Genomic DNA, 17,473 nt, shown 5'->3' with positions numbered 1-17,473 from the left:
TCGCGCCAGTTGCCGACGAAGCTGGTAGACTCCGCGGCCATTATGATCAGACTATCGAACCTCACTTTACAGCGTGGTCCGCAGCGCCTGCTAGAAGGCGCCGAGATGACCCTGCACGCCGGTCAGAAAGCCGGCCTCATCGGTGCCAACGGTGCCGGTAAATCCAGCCTGTTTGCCTTGCTGCGTGGCGAGTTGACGCCCGACTCCGGCGACTGTCAGCTGCCGGCGGACTGGCGCATTGCGCACATGCGCCAGGAGGTCGACACCCTTGAGCGCCTGGCGGTTGATTATGTGCTCGACGGTGATGCCCGCTTGCGCAAGGTCCAGGCCGACCTGGCCGCTGCCGAAGCCGCCCACGACGGCACCGCACTGGCACGCCTGCACATCGAACTCGACAGCGCCGACGGTTATACCGCCGACGCTCGGGCGCGCAAGTTGCTGGCGGGCCTGGGCTTTACCAACGAGCAGATGGACCGCCGGGTAGGCGACTTCTCCGGTGGCTGGCGGATGCGCCTTAACCTGGCCCAGGCACTGATGTGCCCGTCCGACCTGCTGTTGCTCGACGAGCCGACCAACCACCTGGATCTGGACGCCATTCTCTGGCTGGAAGACTGGCTCAAGGGCTACCCGGGCACGCTGCTGCTGATTTCCCACGACCGTGACTTTCTCGACGCGGTGGTCGATCATGTCGCCCACGTCGAGCAGTGCAAGCTGACCCTCTACCGCGGCGGCTACACCGCCTTCGAGCGCACTCGCGCCGAGCGCCTGGCGCAGCAGCAACAGGCCTATGAGAAGCAGCAGGCCCAGCGCGCGCACATGGAAAAATACATCGCCCGGTTCAAGGCCCAGGCCACCAAGGCCCGTCAGGCGCAGAGCCGGATCAAGGCCCTGGAGCGCATGGAAGAGCTGTCGGCGGCCCATGTCGATTCACCGTTCGACTTCGTCTTCCGCGAGTCGGAGAAAATCTCCAGCCCGCTGCTCGATCTGTCCGACGGCCGTTTGGGCTATGGCGACAAGACCATCCTCGAGAAGGTCAAGCTGCAGCTCACCCCCGGTGCGCGGATCGGCCTGCTTGGCCCCAATGGTGCCGGCAAGTCGACCCTGATCAAGAACCTCGCCGGTGAACTGGAGCCGCTGAGCGGGCGCCTGGTGCGCGGCGAGAACCTGTCGGTGGGCTACTTCGCCCAGCACCAGCTCGACTCGCTGGACAACAAGGCCAGCCCGTTGCTGCACCTGCAACGCCTGGCACCGACCGAGCGCGAGCAGACCCTGCGTGACTTCCTCGGTGGTTTCGACTTCCGTGGCGGGCGCATCGACGAGCCGGTGGTGAATTTCTCCGGTGGCGAAAAAGCCCGTCTGGCCCTGGCCCTGATTGCCTGGGAGCGGCCGAACCTGTTGCTGCTCGACGAACCGACCAACCACCTGGACCTGGAAATGCGCCTGGCGCTGACCATGGCCCTGCAGGAGTTCAGCGGTGCGGTGCTGGTGGTCTCCCACGACCGGCACCTGCTCAAGAGCACCACCGATGATTTCCTCCTGGTAGCCGACGGCAAAGTCGAAACCTTCGACGGCGATCTGGATGATTACACCCGCTGGCTGGTCGAGTACCGTCAGCGCAACGCACCGGTCAGCAGCGCCCCGGTCAATGCCGACAAGACCGACAAGAAGGCCCAGCGCCAGGCGGCGGCAGCCCTGCGCCAGCAGTTGGCACCGCACAAGCGCGAAGCCGACAAGCTTGAACGCGAGTTGGGCAGCGTGCATGAGCAACTGGCCAAGGTCGATGCCAGCCTGGGTGACAGTGCCCTTTATGAGGCGGCGCGCAAGGACGAATTGCGTGACTTGCTGGCCCAGCAGGCCAAGCTCAAGGTCCGTGAAGGGGAGCTGGAAGAAGCCTGGATGGTCGCCCTGGAGACGCTCGAGAGCATGCAGGCGGAGTTGGAGGCGATGTCCTGATGGAATCCTTGCAATGGCCATTGCCGGTGGAATGGATCGCACCGTTCTGGCTGGGTTTGCAGATCCTGCTGATCCTCTCGGCGGCCTTCATCCTGCAGCGCGTGGTTGCGCGCTGCCTCAAGCGCCTGGGCGAGCGCTACCCGTTGCCACCCGAGTTGCTGATGCCGCTGCGTGGTGGCTTGCGCTGGCTGATCATGGGCAGCGCGCTGATCTTCGTGCTCGAGCGCCTGGGTGTTTCTGCCACAGTGCTGTGGACCGCCTTGTCCGGTTTCGTCGCCGTGGCGGCGGTGGCCTTCTTTGCCATGTGGAGCGTGCTGTCGAACCTGCTCTGCGCGGTACTGATCTTTACCGTCGGACCGTTTCGCATCGGTGATGTGGTCGAGTTGGTCGAAACTATCGACAAGCCGGGCGTGAAGGGCCGTGTGGTGGCGATCAACCTGTTGTTCACCACCCTGATCGAGCTGCCGGAAACGGGTGGCGCGCTGGTGCAGGTGCCCAACAGCCAGTTCTTCCAGAAGTCGGTACGACGCTGGCGTGGCGCCGAAGTGCTGCCGCTGGTGAGTGAGAGCAAAACCCCGGGCAATTGATCGGTCGCAGAAAAAAATCGTGGTGATTTTTTCGCCAGGGCACTAGCTTAGAGGTTTGTAACAAGTCAGTGCCGAGGTGCGCGATGTCATTGGAAACGTGGTTGGCATTTTTTGCCGCTTGCTGGGTGATCAGTCTGTCGCCGGGTGCCGGGGCCATTGCCTCGATGTCCTGTGGCCTGCAATACGGTTTCTGGCGCGGCTACTGGAACGCGCTAGGCCTGCAGCTGGGCCTGGTGCTGCAGATTGCGATCATTGCCGCCGGCGTGGGTGCCATCCTCGCGGCTTCGGCCACTGCCTTCCAGGTCATCAAGTGGTTTGGTGTGGCTTACCTGGTCTACCTGGCGGTTAAGCAGTGGCGTGCGCTGCCGGCTGACATCACCGACGATTCCGCCGTACGACCGATCGGCAAGCCGCTGAGCCTGGTGTTCCGTGGCTTTCTGGTCAACGTCAGCAACCCCAAGGCGCTGATCTTCATGCTCGCGGTGCTGCCGCAGTTCATCAACCCGCATGCCGCGCTGCTGCCGCAGTACCTGATCATTACGCTGACCATGGTCACGGTCGACCTGATGGTCATGGCCGGGTATACCGGGCTCGCTGCCAAGGTGTTGCGCTTGTTGCGTACGCCCAAGCAACAGCGGCGGATGAACCGGACCTTTGCTGGGTTGTTCCTGGGCGCGGCTACGTTGCTGGCGAGTATTCGCCGGGCACCGGTGTAGGAACCTATCGCAGACAAAAAAGGCGACCCGAAGGTCGCCTTTTTTGTGTCTCAACGCAGGATCTGCGCCGGCTCATCAGGCGGCAGGTTGTTGCGCGCTGGCGCACGTTCGTGCCCCGGTACGCTACCACCCAGTTGCTCGGCCATCTGCCGGGCAACGTCCATCCCCAGTTCCTTCGACACCTCACGCACCACCCGTGGGCGGTTCAGGGTCACGCGCACATCCTGGCTGTTGACCAGCTTGGTGTCCTGGCCTTCGCCCATGGCGGTGAACGCCGAGGTGATCTCGTAGGTCTTGGTGTTGATCAGGCTGAAATCGGCCACTAGGCTCAGGCCAAGGATGGCCGAATAGCTGTTGGTGTTGTCCAGCGAGGTAATGTCGCGCTGGAAGTCGATATCCGACAAAGTGCCGAACAGCACATAGTCGGCGCCCTTGAAGTTGCCGTTCTTGATGCGCCGGATCACGTCATACACGTCGCCTTTGGCATCGGCGGTGTAGGGCGTGCCCTGAACCAGCTGGAACATCCCGGACTTGAGAATCTCGCCCTTGATGTCGCCAGTGAACTTGCGCAGTTCAGTCTGCTCGATGTAGCTGTCGCGGCTCTCGTACTCGCTGTAGCTCGACGAGCCACTGGCGTGGTACATGCTCGCCTGGCCACTGCTTTGCGCCGAGACCGTGTGGATGTACTGCTCCACACGCTCCTGGTAGGCGAGGTCGGTCACCGCGACCTTGGGGGCCGCTTGCACGCTGAACGCGCAAGCCAGGCCCAGGATGCTCATCCATGCACGCATTGCTTAGCGCTCCGTGGTCTTGCGGATTTCTTTCTCGTCCATCCACTCGGCCAGGCCGCTTTCAACATCGATCAGCTGCAGGCTGAACTTGTAGAACACGTCCTTGTAGTCGCTGCTGCGCTTGACGATCGAGCTGATCGAGCCTTCCAGGCGGTACTTGGCGGCGATCATGTTGCCGGTCTTGGCCACGGTGTTCTTCTTGTACAGGCCGCTCTGGTTCTGCAGCTTGAGCTGGTCGACCTGGCTCTGCATCTGGGTGTTGTCGCTAGCGAAGCGGGCGGTGCCGGACTTCATCAGCTGGGTCTTGATCGAGGTGGTGATCTCGCGGGTATCGATGTACTCGCTGGTCTTGTTCTTCACGTCATAGACCTGCACCACCGGGCGGCCCTGAAGGATGCCGGACTGGGCCAGCGAGCGGGTCATGGATTCGGCGATCATCTGCAGGTCGGTCGAACCGAACTCGTTGGTGACCAGCTCCACGGCCTTGCTGTCGCCATAGCCGATGTTCTTGCCGCCCAGGACTGGCGACGGGGTGCTGCAGCCGCTGACCAGTGCAATGGCGAGGGCGGCGAGGGAGATGCGTGCAATCATGGAAAGGTGCTCCTGCAAAAATGATTACTGAGACTGAACTTCAAGGCGGAAATCGGTGGCCTGCGGCACGGGCGCGATCGCCGGCAACACGCTGGACTGTTTGCCGTACAGGGTCACGGTCTTCCAGCTCTCTTCATCGGCAACCGGGAAACCGTCGTTACCCAGCCAGGCGAAACGGTAGAACAGGGTCTTGTTGCTGGCGCTGGTGTTGTTCAACGACACCTTGACGGTCAGGAAACCGTTCTCGCGCGCAACGCGCATCGGGCCGGTTTCGATGTTCTTCAGGTTGCCCATCTTCACCACCTTGCTGGCGGCGCTGCCAGGCGCTGGTGGTGGCGGGGTTGCGCAACCGGCCAGCAGGGCAGTGACGAGAACGGCGAGCAGTTTGATTCGCATGACGCTTCCTTAAGGTTGTTTGAGGCTGGCGACGGCCTGGGCAGTGGCTTTCGGCTCCACATGCAGGGCAGGGCCGCCGGCGAAGACCTGGTTGCCGACCACGCGCAGGGTGACGACCTGGAACGGCCGGTCGATCTTCACGCTGACCTGACTGCCGCCCAGGCTCGATGGCAGGCTCAGCTGGTGCTCGCCCTGGCGCAGGCGCACACGGGCAACCTGGGTTTCATCGGGCAGGGTGCGCCAGGTGCGGGTGTCGGCGCCTTCGGTGACAGTCGAAGCAATACCCACGGCGAGGCCCGCCAGCGGGTTGACGTCGTTCAGCTGCTTCTGCGCCACGCCACGGGAGATGGCCCGTACGCTGGTACGCAGGATGATCCCCGGCATGTCGTCACGCAGGGCGCGGCGGGACATGGCGGTGGTGCTGTTGAGGGCGGTCAGCTTCAGCTCGCGGTCGTTCAGGTAGATCTCGCTGAAGTGCGCGGTGGAAGTGTCTTCCTTGATTACCGGGAACGACAGCGGAGTGATCACCAGGTTGCCGCTGATAGGCAACGGCAGCGGGATGCGCACGGAGTCGCGGGCCGGGGCCAGGCCACTCTGGATCACGATCAGCACGTCGCTGTCGGTGGTTTTCGCCGCTGGCTTGTCCAGCTCGAGCAGGGCCTGCTCCAGCAGCGGGGTGTTCGGGCGCAGCTCGGCGGCCTTGCGGTAACCCGGTGCAGCCAGACCTTTTTCGCCCAGGGCTTCATACACATAACCGGACAGGTAGTGGCTGAACGCACTCTGGTAGCTGTTCTTCAAACCGACCACTTCCGGGGCGTCGAGGGCGGCCACGGGGTAGCCCTGAAGGTCCTTGTACTCGGTCTTGACCCCTTCTTTCTCGGCTTCTTCCTCGCGCTTGAGGTATTCCTTGTCGCGCAGCTCGGCGATGACCGCTTCGCGCTCGTGGGTCTTCTTGATCTCGGTACGGGCGCCGTCGAAGTCGTTCTGGGCCAGCAGGTTGAGGGCCATCTGCGTGGTCAGCATGACTTTTTCGTAGTCATAGCCTTCGTAGCGACGCACCTTGTCGTTGACCAGGTAGCTGCCGAACTGGCTCAGGTACTTGTCGGTGTCGAGTTTGACCGACTCTTCCCATTTGAACACCACGTCATCGGCACTGCGCCAGGCCAGCTGGCTGCCGGCCAGGTCGCCCTTGGAGCGCAGCAGTTCGCCTTTCTCGAAGTAGTAGAGAAGGTCTTTGTCCTCACCCTTGTTGTTTTTTTCCAGCAGTTGCAGGGCAGCATCGACGTTGCCGCTGCTCAGGTGCTGGTTGGTTTCCTGAAGCTCGCTGTCGTAACTGCGAAAGGCCGAGCAACCAGCCAGTTGGACGGCCGCGACCAGGGTCGCGACGGTGAGGACACGGGATGCCATCTGAATTCTTCTTCCCTGAATTGATGAGAGGCCTGGGGGCGAGACGGCGAGTATCCCTTTGGCATATATCGCCAAATCCTATTAAAACAGGAGCCTAAATTCTTAACCGCTATATAACGGCGCGGCATTATAAACGCATTTGCTGGCTAATTAATGGCGTTTTGCTTTTGGATTTTGTCGTTGTGCCAGCATTCACGTATCGGCCGACGAACGGTTTAGCTTTAATCGGCGGGATGCCCAGGATATTTGTCACAAAATTTTTCAACGATTACGCCGGCAAACCTTGAGCGAACCTCAGTGGAAGTGAACAATGCTTTACCTCGTATTTTCATTTGAGAGTCGCTCATGATTCCCCGTTCCCGCTTACTTGCCTGGCTGCTCTGGCCGGTGCTGGCGCTGAGCAGTGCCACACTGCTGGCCGGCAGCGTCGATGGCGCCGCCAAGGCCCTGCACTTGCTCGATTACATCGGTGCCGACTACCCGGCTACCGTCGAGGCGGGCAAGGTCATCGACGAGGGGGAATACCGCGAGCAGCTCGAGTTCATCGATGTGCTGCAGGGCCTGATCATCGCCTTGCCAGCCCGCCAGGAGCGCCAGGCCCTGGAGCAGGGCGTGGTCAACTTGCGCCAGGCGATCAGCCAGCGTCAGGACGGCCCTGGCGTCGCCCGTCAGGCCCGTCTGCTCGGCGCACAACTGGCGGTGGCCTATGAAGTCAGCCAGGCGCCGATCATTACCCCGGACCCGAGCCGCGGCGCGCCGCTGTACGCCCAGCATTGTTCGGTGTGCCATGGCGATAGCGGTGCCGGTGATGGCCCGGCAGGCCTGGGCCTGAGCCCGCCGCCGGCGAATCTGCGCAGCGCCGAACGGCTCGACCGCTTGAGCTTGTTCGACCTGTACAACACCCTTGGCCTGGGCATCGAAGGCACTGACATGCCGTCGTTCGCCGACCAGCTCGATGAGCGCCAGCGCTGGGACCTGGCGACCTATGTCGCCAGCTTCACCGCCGATCCGGCCAAGGCCAAGGGCGACAAGACCTACAACCTGGCCGACCTGGCCCGCCGGACGCCCGCCGAAGTCGAAGCCGGTGAAGGGCCTGAAGCGCTTGCCCAATTCCGCGCCCAGCGAGCGCAGCCGCCGCAGGTCCAGCGTGGCCCGGGGCAACTGCTGGACTACACCGCCAGCACTCTGGACAAGAGCCTGGCGGCTTACCAGGCAGGCGATCATGAGCAAGCCTATGACCTGTCGGTAGCGGCCTACCTGGAAGGCTTCGAGCTGGTCGAAAGCTCGCTGGACAACGTCGATGCCAATGTCCGCAAAGACACCGAAAAGTCGTTGATGGCGTACCGTCAGTCATTGCAGGACGGCTTGCCGCTTGAGCACGTGCAGCAGCGCCTGAGTGCGGCCAAGGCCAAGCTCAAGGATGCCGCCGAACTGCTCGGCGGCGATGGCCTGAGCTGGTCGCTGAGCTACATCTCCGGTTTGTTGATCCTGCTGCGCGAGGGCCTGGAGGCAATCCTGGTATTGGCGGCGATTCTGGCCTTCCTGCGCAATACCGGCCAGCAGTCGGCGGTGCGCAGTGTCAACGTCGGCTGGGGCCTGGCGCTGCTCGCCGGGCTCGCCACCTGGGCGATGGCGGCGTATGTCATCGACGTCAGCGGCGCCCAGCGCGAATTGCTTGAAGGTTGCACGGCGCTGTTTGCCAGCGTCATGGTGCTCTGGCTCGGCGTGTGGATGCACGATCGCCGTCATGCGGCGGCCTGGCAGGACTACATCAAGAGCAGCCTGGTCGGTGGCGGCGGGCGCTTCGGTTTTGCCGTACTGGCGTTTTTCTCGGTATACCGCGAGCTGTTCGAAGTGATCCTGTTCTATGAAACCCTTTGGCTGCAGGCCGGCCCAGCTGGCCACAACGCGGTGCTGGCTGGTGGCGCCACGGCGCTGGTGCTGCTGGTGGGGCTGGCCTGGGTGATCCTGCGCGGCTCGGCCAAGCTGCCGCTGGCCCTGTTCTTCAGCATCAACGCGGCGCTGCTGTGCGCCTTGTCGGTGGTGTTTGCCGGGCACGGGGTCAAGGCGCTGCAGGAGGCCGGGGTGTTCGGTACGCGGCCGGTGGCGTTCTTCGACTTCGATTGGCTGGGTATTCACGCCGACGCCTATTCACTGGCCGCGCAAGTAGTGGCCTTGCTGGCCATTGCCATCCTTTACGGGCGCAGCCGCCTGGCCGAGCAGCGTCGCCAACCGGCGGGCTGATTTGAAGCAAAACGGGCGAGCAGGGATACTGTTTGCCCGTTTTTGTTGGAAATCTGTGCCATGCGTGTGTGGATCGATGCCGACGCCTGCCCCAAGGCGGCCAAGGATCAACTGGTCAAGTTTGCCCTCAAGCGTCAGCTGGAAGTGGTGCTGGTGGCTGGCCAGAGCCAGATCAAACCGGCCTTTGCCTGCGTCAGGCTGATCGTCGTGCCCAGTGGGCCGGATGCCGCCGACGACTACCTGGTCGAGCACGCGGTACCGGGCGAGCTGGTGATCTGCAGCGACGTGCCACTGGCCGATCGCCTGGTCAAGAAGGGCGTTGCCTGCCTCGACCCGCGCGGCAAGGAATTTGACGAGCGCAACATGGGTGAACGCCTGGCGGTGCGCAACCTGTTCACCGACCTGCGCGAGCAGGGGCAGGTCGGTGGTGGCCAGGCGCCTTATGGCGACCGCGAGAAGCAGGCGTTTGCCAACGCCCTGGACCGGATCCTGACCCGCCTGGCGCGCCAGGTGCCATAGTCACTGGCTTGGCCGGCTCCCACAGTGGATCTGTGCCTCACTCCAGTGTTCAATCATTCTCGTGGGTCAGTTCCAGCACCCGGTCGATCAGCTTGTAGATGCCGCCAGCGGCTTCGCTGATGCTTTTTGCCAGCATGTAGGCCGGAGTGCTGACCAGCTTGCGCTGGGTGTCTTCGACGATGTCATGAACATCGCATTCCTCGTGGGTGCCGCCCATCTTGACGATGGCTGCGCTGGTACCGGCATCGGAGCCGATGGTGCAGACCACGCCGGGCCCGTAGATCTTTGCCGCCAGGGCGGGTGAGATGCAGATCAGGCCGACCGGCTTGCCGGCTTCGGCGAAGGCTTCGGCCAGGGCCAGTACGTCCGGGTGCAGGCTGCAGCCCGCGCCTTCAACGGCAAAGTTCGAGAGATTTTTCGCCGCGCCGAAGCCGCCCGGCACGATCAGCGCGTCGAAGTCCTTGGCGTCGGCCTCGCGCAGGTCCTTGACCTCGCCGCGGGCGATCCGAGCCGATTCCACCAGCACGTTGCGAGTCTCGGGCATTACTTCGCCGGTCAAGTGATTGATCACATGCATCTGGGCAATGTTGGGCGCAAAACACTGCACTTTTGCGCCGCGCTGATCCAGGCGCAGCAGGGTGATCACGCTTTCGTGGATTTCGGCGCCGTCGTACACGCCACAGCCGGAAAGAATCACAGCAATTTTTTTCTGGGTCATGCTCACTACTCCCGATTCGAGGCGCTAAATGTCCTCTAGTTTGGCAGATGTCGCCATAGGGTTTGCGCCATTCCCGGCCTAATCTTGCTGGATAGCCTGGAGATGGATGACCCATGGACCTGATCCTGTTGGCGGTACCGTTTTTCTTCGTTCTGATTGTGGTCGAACTGCTCGCGGATTACTTGCGGGGCATGCGTACCTATCGTCTGGCCGATGCGATCAACAGCCTCAGCGCCGGCGTGTTGTCGACCACCACCGGCCTGCTGACCAAGGGGGTGGGCCTGGTTACCTATGCCCTGGCCTGGGAGCACCTGGCGTTGTTCAAGTTGCCGGGCGAGGCGCTGTGGGTATGGGTGCTGGCGTTTGTTTTCTATGACTTCTGCTATTACTGGCTGCACCGTATGGGCCACGAGCGCAACATCCTCTGGGCCGCCCACTCAGTGCATCACCAGAGCGAGGATTACAACCTGTCCACAGCCCTGCGCCAGACCAGCAGCGGCTTCCTGCTGTCGTGGATCTTCTACTTGCCGATGGCTGTGCTGGGCGTGCCACCGCTGGTGTTCATCACTGTCGCGGCGTTGAACCTTTTGTACCAGTTCTGGGTGCACACCCGGCACATTCCGAAGCTGGGCTGGTTCGAATGGCTGTTCATTACCCCGTCCAATCATCGCGTCCACCATGCGCAGAACCCGCTGTACTTGGATCGCAACTACGGCGGGGTGTTCATTGTCTGGGATCGTCTATTCGGCACCTTCCAGGAAGAGGACGATAACGAGCCGGTGATTTTTGGCGTGACCACGCCGCTGGCCAGCTGGAACCCGCTGTGGGCCAATCTGCAGTTCTATGCCCAGTTGTGGAGTGATGCGCGACGGGCCGAACGCTGGTGGGACAAGCTGCGCATCTGGTTCATGCCCACCGGCTGGCGCCCTGATGACGTGGCCCGGCGGTACCCGCAGGCCAAGCAGGACCTGAGCCGTTTCGAGAAGTTCGAGGTCCCCCTGGCCTGGCCGCAGCAGCTCTACGTCGCGTTGCAGTTCGCGGTGTATGTGGGGTTGGGCAGTTACTTGATGGAGCGCGCCGAACAGCTGCCGGTCGCGGCCTTGCTGTTGGGCTGGGGCTTGATGGCTTGGGGCTTGTTCGTGCTGGGTGCGGCGCTGGAGAACCGGCCCAGGGCCTTGAGGCTGGAGTTGCTGCGCCTGGCGGTGAATATCCCGGCCATGGTGCTGGCCGGGTTTACTGGCTTATGGCCGGTCACTGCCCTGGGTTGGATCTTGCTGCTTGGCTATGGTCTGCTCAGCCTGTTCGGCCTCTATGGCAGCCGCTTCCTTGCGCGCAACGCGCGCGGCCTTGAAGCGCCGACGCAGCCACAGGCAGCCGCCGAGCATCAGCAGGCCGCCGAGCACCCATAGCTCGTACTTCTTCACGTTGCCCAGCAGGCCTTCAAGAATGGCGCCGAAGTGATAGGCGGCGGCGCCCAGGGCCAGGGCCCAGATGGCCGCGCCAATGCCGTTGAGCAGCAGGTAACGGCGTGGCGGATAGCCGGACAGGCCAATGGCCACCGGCATGACCGTGCGCAGGCCGTAAACGAAGCGGAAACTCAGGACCCAGATGTCCGGGTGGCGACGAATGTGCTCCAGCGCACGGTCGCCCATCATCTGCCAGCGCGGTTTGCGCGCCAGCAGCTTGCGCCCGTGGCGGCGCCCCATGAAGTACCACAGTTGGTCGCCGGCGTAGCTGCCGAAGAAGGCCACCACGACCACCAGGTTGATATCCATATATCCGCGGAACGCAAGGAAGCCTGCGAGAACCAGGATGGTCTCACCTTCGAAAAACGTACCGAGAAAAAGGGCAAAGTAGCCGAAATCCTGCAGGAATTGTTGGAGCATTTTCTGGGTGCTGGCGAAATGAACGCGCAGCCTAACCCTTCGTGGCCTTTGGGGAAAGTGTCCAAATGTGTCTCGACGTGAACATTTCCTACAAGGACAATGGCTGCGTCCTCAAGTCGCAGGGTTGCCCTTGGCTGTCATACAGGCGTCATAATGGCCGCTTATAACTGTCGCGCTCGCCCGCCTGCGCGGGCTCAGGAGTCTGCCGTGAGCTTTACCCCCGCTAACCGTTTGTTTCCTGCCACCCGTCTGCGTCGCAACCGTCGTGACGACTTTACCCGTCGTCTGGTTCGCGAAAATGTTCTGACTGTCGATGACCTGATCCTCCCGGTATTTGTCCTCGATGGCGTAAACCGCCGCGAAGAGGTCGCCTCGATGCCGGGCGTCGAGCGTTTGTCCATCGACCTGTTGCTGGAAGCTGCGCAAGAGTGGGTAAACCTCGGGATTCCGGCCCTGGCCCTGTTCCCGGTGACCCCGGTGGAGAAGAAGTCTCTGGATGGCGCCGAAGCCTGGAACCCCGACGGTATCGCCCAGCGTGCCACCCGTGCCCTGCGTGAGCGGTTCCCGGAACTGGGGGTGATCACCGACGTTGCCCTGGACCCGTTCACCACCCATGGCCAGGACGGCATTCTCGACGAAGAAGGCTACGTACAGAACGACATCACCGTCGATGCCCTGGTGCGCCAAGCGCTGTCCCATGCCGACGCCGGTGCCCAGGTGGTTGCACCGTCGGACATGATGGACGGTCGCATCCAGGCCATCCGTGAAGCCCTGGAGCTGGCCGGTCACGTCAACGTGCGGATCATGGCCTACTCGGCCAAATACGCCAGTGCCTACTACGGCCCGTTCCGCGATGCCGTCGGCTCGGCGCTGAACCTGGGCAAGGCCAACAAGGCCTCGTACCAGATGGACCCGGCCAACAGTAACGAAGCCCTGCACGAAGTGGCCGCCGATCTGTCGGAAGGTGCCGATATGGTCATGGTCAAACCGGGTATGCCGTACCTGGATATCCTGCACCGGGTCAAAGACCAGTTCAAAGTGCCGACCTTTGTTTACCAGGTCAGTGGCGAGTACGCCATGCACATGGCGGCGATTCAGAACGGCTGGCTCAGTGAAGGGGTTATCCTTGAGTCCCTCACCGCTTTCAAACGGGCGGGCGCCGATGGCATCCTCACCTATTTCGCTGTTCGCGCTGCTCAATTGATGAGAGGGCAGTAACGCCCTTCAGGAACGCTAGATGAATAACGAAGCACTTACCGACGTTGCAGTGAAAGACGCCCAGCCTGTGCCCGAGCAGATGATCGAGACCCCGCCGCAGCCGGCTGCGGTTGCGGAGCCGGTGGTCGAGGCCCCGGCACCGGCGCCGGTTGTTGCGCCTGCGATCGTCATTCCCGGTCTGGACGACAGCAGCCTGTACATTCACCGCGAATTGTCCCAGCTGCAGTTCAACATCCGCGTGCTGGAACAGGCACTGGATGAGTCCTATCCGCTGCTGGAGCGGCTGAAGTTCCTGCTGATCTTCTCCAGCAACCTGGATGAGTTCTTCGAAATTCGTGTGGCGGGCCTGAAGAAGCAGATCACCTTCGCCCGTGAACAGGCCGGCGCCGACGGCTTGCAGCCGCACCAGGCGCTGGCGCGGATCAGCGAGCTGGTGCACGGCGAAGTCGATCGCCAGTACGCGATCCTCAACGACGTGCTGCTGCCGGAGCTGGAAAAACACCAGATCCGTTTCATCCGCCGGCGTCACTGGAACACCAAGCTCAAGACCTGGGTGCGGCGGTTCTTCCGTGACGAGATTGCCCCGATCATCACCCCGATCGGCCTTGACCCGACCCACCCGTTCCCGTTGCTGGTGAACAAGAGCCTGAACTTCATCGTCGAGCTTGAGGGTGTCGATGCCTTCGGCCGCGATTCGGGCCTGGCGATCATCCCGGCGCCGCGCTTGCTGCCGCGGGTGATCAAGGTGCCGGAAGAGGTCGGTGGGCCTGGCGACAACTATGTGTTCCTGTCGTCGATGATCCACGCCCACGCCGATGACCTGTTCCAGGGCATGAAGGTCAAGGGCTGCTACCAGTTCCGCCTGACCCGTAACGCCGACCTGGCGCTGGACTCCGAAGATGTCGAAGACCTGGCCCGGGCCTTGCGCGGCGAGCTGTTCTCGCGCCGGTATGGTGATGCAGTGCGCCTGGAAGTGGCCGACACCTGCCCCAAGCACCTCTCCGACTACCTGCTCAAGCAGTTCAGCCTGAGCGAGAGCGAGCTGTACCAGGTCAACGGCCCGGTCAACCTGACCCGGCTGTTCAGCATCACCAGCCTGGACAGCCATCCGGAGCTGCAATACACGCCGTTCACCCCGGCGATCCCCAAGCTGTTGCAGAACAGCGAGAACATTTTCAGCGTGGTCAGCAAGCAGGACATCCTGCTGATGCACCCCTTCGAGTCGTTCACCCCGGTGGTCGACCTGCTGCGCCAGGCCGCCAAGGACCCGCACGTTCTGGCTGTGCGCCAGACCCTGTACCGCAGCGGGGCCAACTCGGAGATCGTCGACGCGCTGGTCGACGCCGCGCGTAACGGCAAGGAGGTCACTGCGGTGATCGAGTTGCGTGCGCGTTTCGACGAAGAGTCCAACCTGCAGATGGCCAGCCGCCTGCAGGCCGCCGGTGCGGTGGTGATCTACGGCGTGGTCGGCTTCAAGACCCACGCCAAGATGATGCTGATCCTGCGCCGCGAAGCCGGCGAGATCGTCCGCTATGCGCACCTGGGGACCGGTAACTACCACGCCGGTAATGCCCGCCTGTACACCGACTACAGCCTGCTGACCTCTGACGACGCCCTGTGTGAGGACGTCGGCAAGCTGTTCAGCCAGCTGATCGGCATGGGCAAGACCTTGCGCATGAAGAAGCTGCTGCACGCGCCGTTCACCCTGAAAAAGGGCATGCTCGACATGATCGCGCGCGAAACCCAGTTCGCCCTCGACGGCAAACCTGCGCACATCATCGCCAAGTTCAACTCGCTGACCGATCCGAAGATCATCCGCGCGCTGTACAAGGCCAGCCAGTCAGGGGTGCGTATCGACCTGGTGGTGCGCGGCATGTGCTGCCTGCGCCCGGGCATTGCCGGGGTGTCGCACAACATTCAGGTGCGTTCGATCATCGGCCGCTTCCTCGAGCACACGCGGGTGTTCTACTTCCTCAATGGCGGCGAAGAGCAGATGTTCCTCTCCAGCGCCGACTGGATGGAGCGCAACCTCGACAAGCGCGTCGAGACCTGCTTCCCGGTCGAGGGCAAGAAACTGATCCTGCGGGTGAAAAAGGAACTGGAAGGGTATCTGACCGACAACACCCACGCCTGGATCCTGCAGCCGGATGGCCGCTACGTACGCAGCACGCCAACCGGCAACCAGAACCCGCGCAGTGCCCAGGCCACTCTGCTCGAGCGCCTGAGCAACCCGGTGCTTATCGTACGCTGAGGACGAAGCCGACCCGGGCCAGCCATTCTGCCTCCAGGCCGAAGTCGGCCTGGGTCAGCTGGTTTTCGTCCAGCCAGCCGGCAGGGAACTCGACGTCCAGACTGTCGCCCTTGGCGTGCAGGGTCACCGTGGGCATCTGCTGGGTGCCGCGGATGTGGTGGAACAGGATCGCAAAGCGCAGCAAGACGCACAGGCGGATCAGCTTGACGGCATCGTCGCCAAACTCGGCGAACTTGTCCTTGGGAATGTTGCGTCGATGGCCGCGCACCAGCAGCGCCAGCATCAGTTGGTCTTCACGGGAGAAGCCGGCAAGGTCGGAGTGCTCGATCAGGTAGGCGCCGTGCTTGTGGTAATGATAGTGAGCGATGTCCAGGCCCACTTCATGCACCTTGGCCGCCCAGCCCAGCAGTTCGCGCCAGATGCCATCTTCCAGGTCCCAGGCCTTGGCCACCTGGTCGAAGGCATGCAGGGCCTTGCGCTCGACCCGTGCCGCTTGCCCCTGGTCAACGTGGTAGCGCTCCATCAGCGAGGTCAGGGTGCGTTCACGCACGTCTTCGTGGTGGTGGCGGCCGAGCAGGTCGTAGAGCACGCCTTCGCGCAGGGCGCCGTCGCAGTGGTCCATGCGCTGCAGCTCAAGGGCGTCGAAAATCGCTTCGAGAATCGCCAGGCCCGCCGGGAAGATCGCCCGGCGGTCGGGTTTGACCCCGTCGAAGTCGATCTTGTCGGTTTCCCCCAGCTTGAACAGCTTGCGCTTGAGCCAGGCCAGGCCTTCGGCATTGACCTCGCCGCTGCCCATGCCACCGGACTTGAGCGCCAGGCCGATGGCACGAATGGTCCCCGAGGAGCCGATGGCTTCGTCCCAGGTCAGGCGGTGCAGGGCGTTCTCGATGCTCATCAGTTCAAGGCGCGCGGCAGTGTAGGCCTGGGCGTAGCGCGCCGGGGTGATCTTGCCATCGCGGAAATAGCGCTGGGTGTAGCTGACGCAACCCATTTGCAGGCTTTCGCGCAGCAGCGGCTCGAAACGTTGGCCAATGATGAATTCGGTACTGCCGCCGCCAATGTCGGCGACCAGGCGCTTGCCCGGGGTGTCAGCCAGGGTGTGCGAGACACCGAGGTAGATCAGGCGGGCTTCTTCACGGCCAGAGATGACCTCCACCGGATGGCCGAGAATGGCCTCGGCGCGGCGGATGAATTCGCCGCGGTTGCGCGCCTCGCGCAGGGCGTTGGTGCCGACGATGCGCACGGCGCCATCGGGCAGGCCGTTGATCAGCTGGGCAAAGCGCTTGAGGCAGTCCAGGCCGCGTTGCATGGACTCTTCACTGAGCAGGCGCTCTTCGTTGATGCCGGCGGCCAGCTGAACCTTTTCGCCGAGCCGCTCTAGGATGCGGATCTCGCTATGGTGGGCCTTGGCAACTACCATGTGAAAACTGTTGGAGCCCAGGTCTATGGCAGCGATCAAGGACAGATTCTTGGCTGTGGTTTGCGGCATGGTCATGGGTTCTCGGTCGATAACCCGGCAATCCTGCCACGATCCGGCGCTGGCGCCAACGCGCAGCGTATCAAGGCTTGATATGGGGCAGGTTGTGCGGGAAATATGACTTTCCCGTGACAGCAGCGATATGCGCGGTCATGCACAACTATAGTTACACTCAATCGTTCCCGGCTTCCTGTAGTGAGCCGGTGCGGCTATGATGGGCCACGTTTTTTTGCTTACGACCTTGGAGACTTCCATGAGCAGCGATCTTATCAAACACGTCACCGACGCCACCTTCGAAGCCGAAGTCCTGAAGGCTGAAGGCCCGGTGCTGGTCGACTACTGGGCTGAATGGTGCGGCCCTTGCAAAATGATCGCGCCGGTTCTGGACGACATCGCCGCTACCTACCAGGGCAAACTGATCGTCGCCAAGCTGAACATCGACGACAATCAGGAAACCCCGGCCAAGCATGGCGTACGTGGCATCCCGACGCTGATGCTGTTCAAGAATGGCAATGTCGAGGCCACCAAGGTCGGTGCACTGTCGAAATCTCAGCTGGCAGCCTTCCTGGACGCCAATATCTGAGTCAAAAAAGCCCCGCATTCGTCGGGGCTTTTCTTTATCTGGTGACTAGACGCCAGAAAAAGCAGGTGTTACATTCGGCCTCGCACTGTTTCTTCGGTGCCCTCTGCACGCCGTCGCCGACGCATCCCTAATTCGA

Annotated in this window: 15 protein-coding genes and 1 pseudogene; 9 read left to right on the top strand and 7 right to left on the bottom strand. The window is 62.5% G+C overall.

What is annotated here, in order from left to right; all coding sequences use genetic code 11:
- Positions 1-42: 42 nt before the first annotated feature.
- From BV82_RS26045 to BV82_RS26035, 3 genes are all read left to right on the top strand, one after another.
- Entirely contained in the window at positions 43-1,953 is a 1,911-nt protein-coding gene (locus tag BV82_RS26045) for an ATP-binding cassette domain-containing protein (protein ID WP_010221143.1), read from the top strand.
- Positions 1,953-2,540 (top strand): mechanosensitive ion channel family protein, encoded by a 588-nt coding sequence (locus BV82_RS26040; RefSeq protein WP_010221144.1) that lies wholly within the window; start codon positions 1,953-1,955, stop codon positions 2,538-2,540. Before BV82_RS26045 ends, BV82_RS26040 begins: the two co-directional genes overlap by 1 nt.
- 83 nt (positions 2,541-2,623) lie before the next feature.
- Positions 2,624-3,256 carry a LysE family transporter gene (locus BV82_RS26035; protein WP_010221145.1) on the top strand — a complete coding sequence of 211 codons (633 nt, stop codon included), beginning with the start codon at positions 2,624-2,626 and terminating at the stop codon, positions 3,254-3,256.
- A gap of 50 nt (positions 3,257-3,306) precedes the next feature.
- On the opposite strand, the gene BV82_RS26030 is transcribed toward BV82_RS26035, so the two are convergent.
- From BV82_RS26030 to BV82_RS26015, 4 genes are read right to left on the bottom strand one after another with little or no spacing between them, the layout of a single operon-like run.
- On the bottom strand, positions 3,307-4,047 hold the full coding sequence (locus BV82_RS26030; RefSeq protein WP_010221146.1) for a hypothetical protein: 741 nt from the start codon (positions 4,045-4,047) through the stop codon (positions 3,307-3,309).
- Positions 4,048-4,050: 3 nt separating this feature from the next.
- Positions 4,051-4,638, bottom strand: coding sequence for a penicillin-binding protein activator LpoB (gene lpoB / locus BV82_RS26025; protein WP_010221147.1), 588 nt, complete (start codon positions 4,636-4,638; stop codon positions 4,051-4,053).
- Positions 4,639-4,662: 24 nt separating this feature from the next.
- Positions 4,663-5,034 (bottom strand): YcfL family putative periplasmic lipoprotein, encoded by a 372-nt coding sequence (locus BV82_RS26020; RefSeq protein WP_010221148.1) that lies wholly within the window; start codon positions 5,032-5,034, stop codon positions 4,663-4,665.
- 9 nt (positions 5,035-5,043) lie between these two features.
- Positions 5,044-6,441, bottom strand: a complete 1,398-nt coding sequence (locus BV82_RS26015; protein ID WP_010221149.1) for a COG3014 family protein — start codon at positions 6,439-6,441, stop codon at positions 5,044-5,046.
- A 345-nt stretch (positions 6,442-6,786) separates the two neighbouring features.
- On the opposite strand from BV82_RS26015, the gene BV82_RS26010 reads away from it, so the two are divergent.
- Both BV82_RS26010 and BV82_RS26005 read left to right on the top strand, forming a co-directional pair.
- Complete coding sequence (locus BV82_RS26010) at positions 6,787-8,685, top strand: cytochrome c/FTR1 family iron permease (protein ID WP_036994885.1); 1,899 nt, start codon at positions 6,787-6,789, stop codon at positions 8,683-8,685.
- Positions 8,686-8,745: 60 nt separating this feature from the next.
- Positions 8,746-9,204 (top strand): YaiI/YqxD family protein, encoded by a 459-nt coding sequence (locus BV82_RS26005; protein WP_010221151.1) that lies wholly within the window; start codon positions 8,746-8,748, stop codon positions 9,202-9,204.
- Between the two features lie 49 nt (positions 9,205-9,253).
- Here the strand turns inward: BV82_RS26005 and elbB are convergent, their stop codons facing one another.
- Positions 9,254-9,922, bottom strand: a complete 669-nt coding sequence (gene elbB / locus BV82_RS26000) for an isoprenoid biosynthesis glyoxalase ElbB (RefSeq protein WP_010221152.1) — start codon at positions 9,920-9,922, stop codon at positions 9,254-9,256.
- Positions 9,923-10,035: 113 nt separating this feature from the next.
- Here elbB and BV82_RS26550 point away from each other — a divergent pair.
- Positions 10,036-10,662, top strand: a pseudogene (locus BV82_RS26550) (sterol desaturase family protein); the annotation flags it as partial.
- 501 nt (positions 10,663-11,163) lie between these two features.
- Here BV82_RS26550 and BV82_RS25990 read toward each other — a convergent pair.
- Positions 11,164-11,808 (bottom strand): DedA family protein, encoded by a 645-nt coding sequence (locus BV82_RS25990; RefSeq protein ID WP_010221154.1) that lies wholly within the window; start codon positions 11,806-11,808, stop codon positions 11,164-11,166.
- A 207-nt stretch (positions 11,809-12,015) separates the two neighbouring features.
- On the opposite strand from BV82_RS25990, the gene hemB reads away from it, so the two are divergent.
- Together hemB and ppk1 are read left to right on the top strand one after the other, a co-directional pair.
- A complete protein-coding gene (hemB, locus tag BV82_RS25985) occupies positions 12,016-13,026 on the top strand; it encodes a porphobilinogen synthase (protein WP_010221155.1) in 1,011 nt (336 codons plus the stop codon).
- A 19-nt stretch (positions 13,027-13,045) separates the two neighbouring features.
- Positions 13,046-15,277, top strand: a complete 2,232-nt coding sequence (gene ppk1, locus BV82_RS25980) for a polyphosphate kinase 1 (RefSeq protein ID WP_010221156.1) — start codon at positions 13,046-13,048, stop codon at positions 15,275-15,277.
- Here ppk1 and ppx read toward each other — a convergent pair.
- Positions 15,264-16,766 carry an exopolyphosphatase gene (ppx, locus tag BV82_RS25975; protein WP_010221157.1) on the bottom strand — a complete coding sequence of 501 codons (1,503 nt, stop codon included), beginning with the start codon at positions 16,764-16,766 and terminating at the stop codon, positions 15,264-15,266. The two genes, ppk1 and ppx, sit on opposite strands and share 14 nt — an antisense overlap.
- Before the next feature lie 241 nt (positions 16,767-17,007).
- Here ppx and trxA point away from each other — a divergent pair, with 241 nt between their 5' ends.
- Positions 17,008-17,337 carry a thioredoxin TrxA gene (gene trxA / locus BV82_RS25970; protein WP_010221158.1) on the top strand — a complete coding sequence of 110 codons (330 nt, stop codon included), beginning with the start codon at positions 17,008-17,010 and terminating at the stop codon, positions 17,335-17,337.
- Positions 17,338-17,473: the final 136 nt, after the last annotated feature.

The organism is Pseudomonas donghuensis (assembly GCF_000696345.2).
GTDB lineage: Bacteria > Pseudomonadota > Gammaproteobacteria > Pseudomonadales > Pseudomonadaceae > Aquipseudomonas > Aquipseudomonas donghuensis.
The sequence above is the reverse complement of the archived record's forward strand: the minus strand, read 5'-3'. Positions and strand labels throughout refer to the sequence as shown.

Bases quoted from the DNA above. Each gene is read 5' to 3' on its own strand.
- BV82_RS26045 (WP_010221143.1), top strand. From the start codon at position 43: ATGATCAGACTATCGAACCTCACTTTACAGCGTGGTCCGCAGCGCCTG.
- BV82_RS26040 (WP_010221144.1), top strand. From the start codon at position 1,953: ATGGAATCCTTGCAATGGCCATTGCCGGTGGAATGGATCGCACCGTTC.
- BV82_RS26035 (WP_010221145.1), top strand. From the start codon at position 2,624: ATGTCATTGGAAACGTGGTTGGCATTTTTTGCCGCTTGCTGGGTGATC.
- BV82_RS26030 (WP_010221146.1), bottom strand. From the start codon at position 4,047: ATGCGTGCATGGATGAGCATCCTGGGCCTGGCTTGCGCGTTCAGCGTG.
- lpoB (WP_010221147.1), bottom strand. From the start codon at position 4,638: ATGATTGCACGCATCTCCCTCGCCGCCCTCGCCATTGCACTGGTCAGC.
- BV82_RS26020 (WP_010221148.1), bottom strand. From the start codon at position 5,034: ATGCGAATCAAACTGCTCGCCGTTCTCGTCACTGCCCTGCTGGCCGGT.
- BV82_RS26015 (WP_010221149.1), bottom strand. From the start codon at position 6,441: ATGGCATCCCGTGTCCTCACCGTCGCGACCCTGGTCGCGGCCGTCCAA.
- BV82_RS26010 (WP_036994885.1), top strand. From the start codon at position 6,787: ATGATTCCCCGTTCCCGCTTACTTGCCTGGCTGCTCTGGCCGGTGCTG.
- BV82_RS26005 (WP_010221151.1), top strand. From the start codon at position 8,746: ATGCGTGTGTGGATCGATGCCGACGCCTGCCCCAAGGCGGCCAAGGAT.
- elbB (WP_010221152.1), bottom strand. From the start codon at position 9,922: ATGACCCAGAAAAAAATTGCTGTGATTCTTTCCGGCTGTGGCGTGTAC.
- BV82_RS25990 (WP_010221154.1), bottom strand. From the start codon at position 11,808: ATGCTCCAACAATTCCTGCAGGATTTCGGCTACTTTGCCCTTTTTCTC.
- ppk1 (WP_010221156.1), top strand. From the start codon at position 13,046: ATGAATAACGAAGCACTTACCGACGTTGCAGTGAAAGACGCCCAGCCT.
- ppx (WP_010221157.1), bottom strand. From the start codon at position 16,766: ATGCCGCAAACCACAGCCAAGAATCTGTCCTTGATCGCTGCCATAGAC.
- trxA (WP_010221158.1), top strand. From the start codon at position 17,008: ATGAGCAGCGATCTTATCAAACACGTCACCGACGCCACCTTCGAAGCC.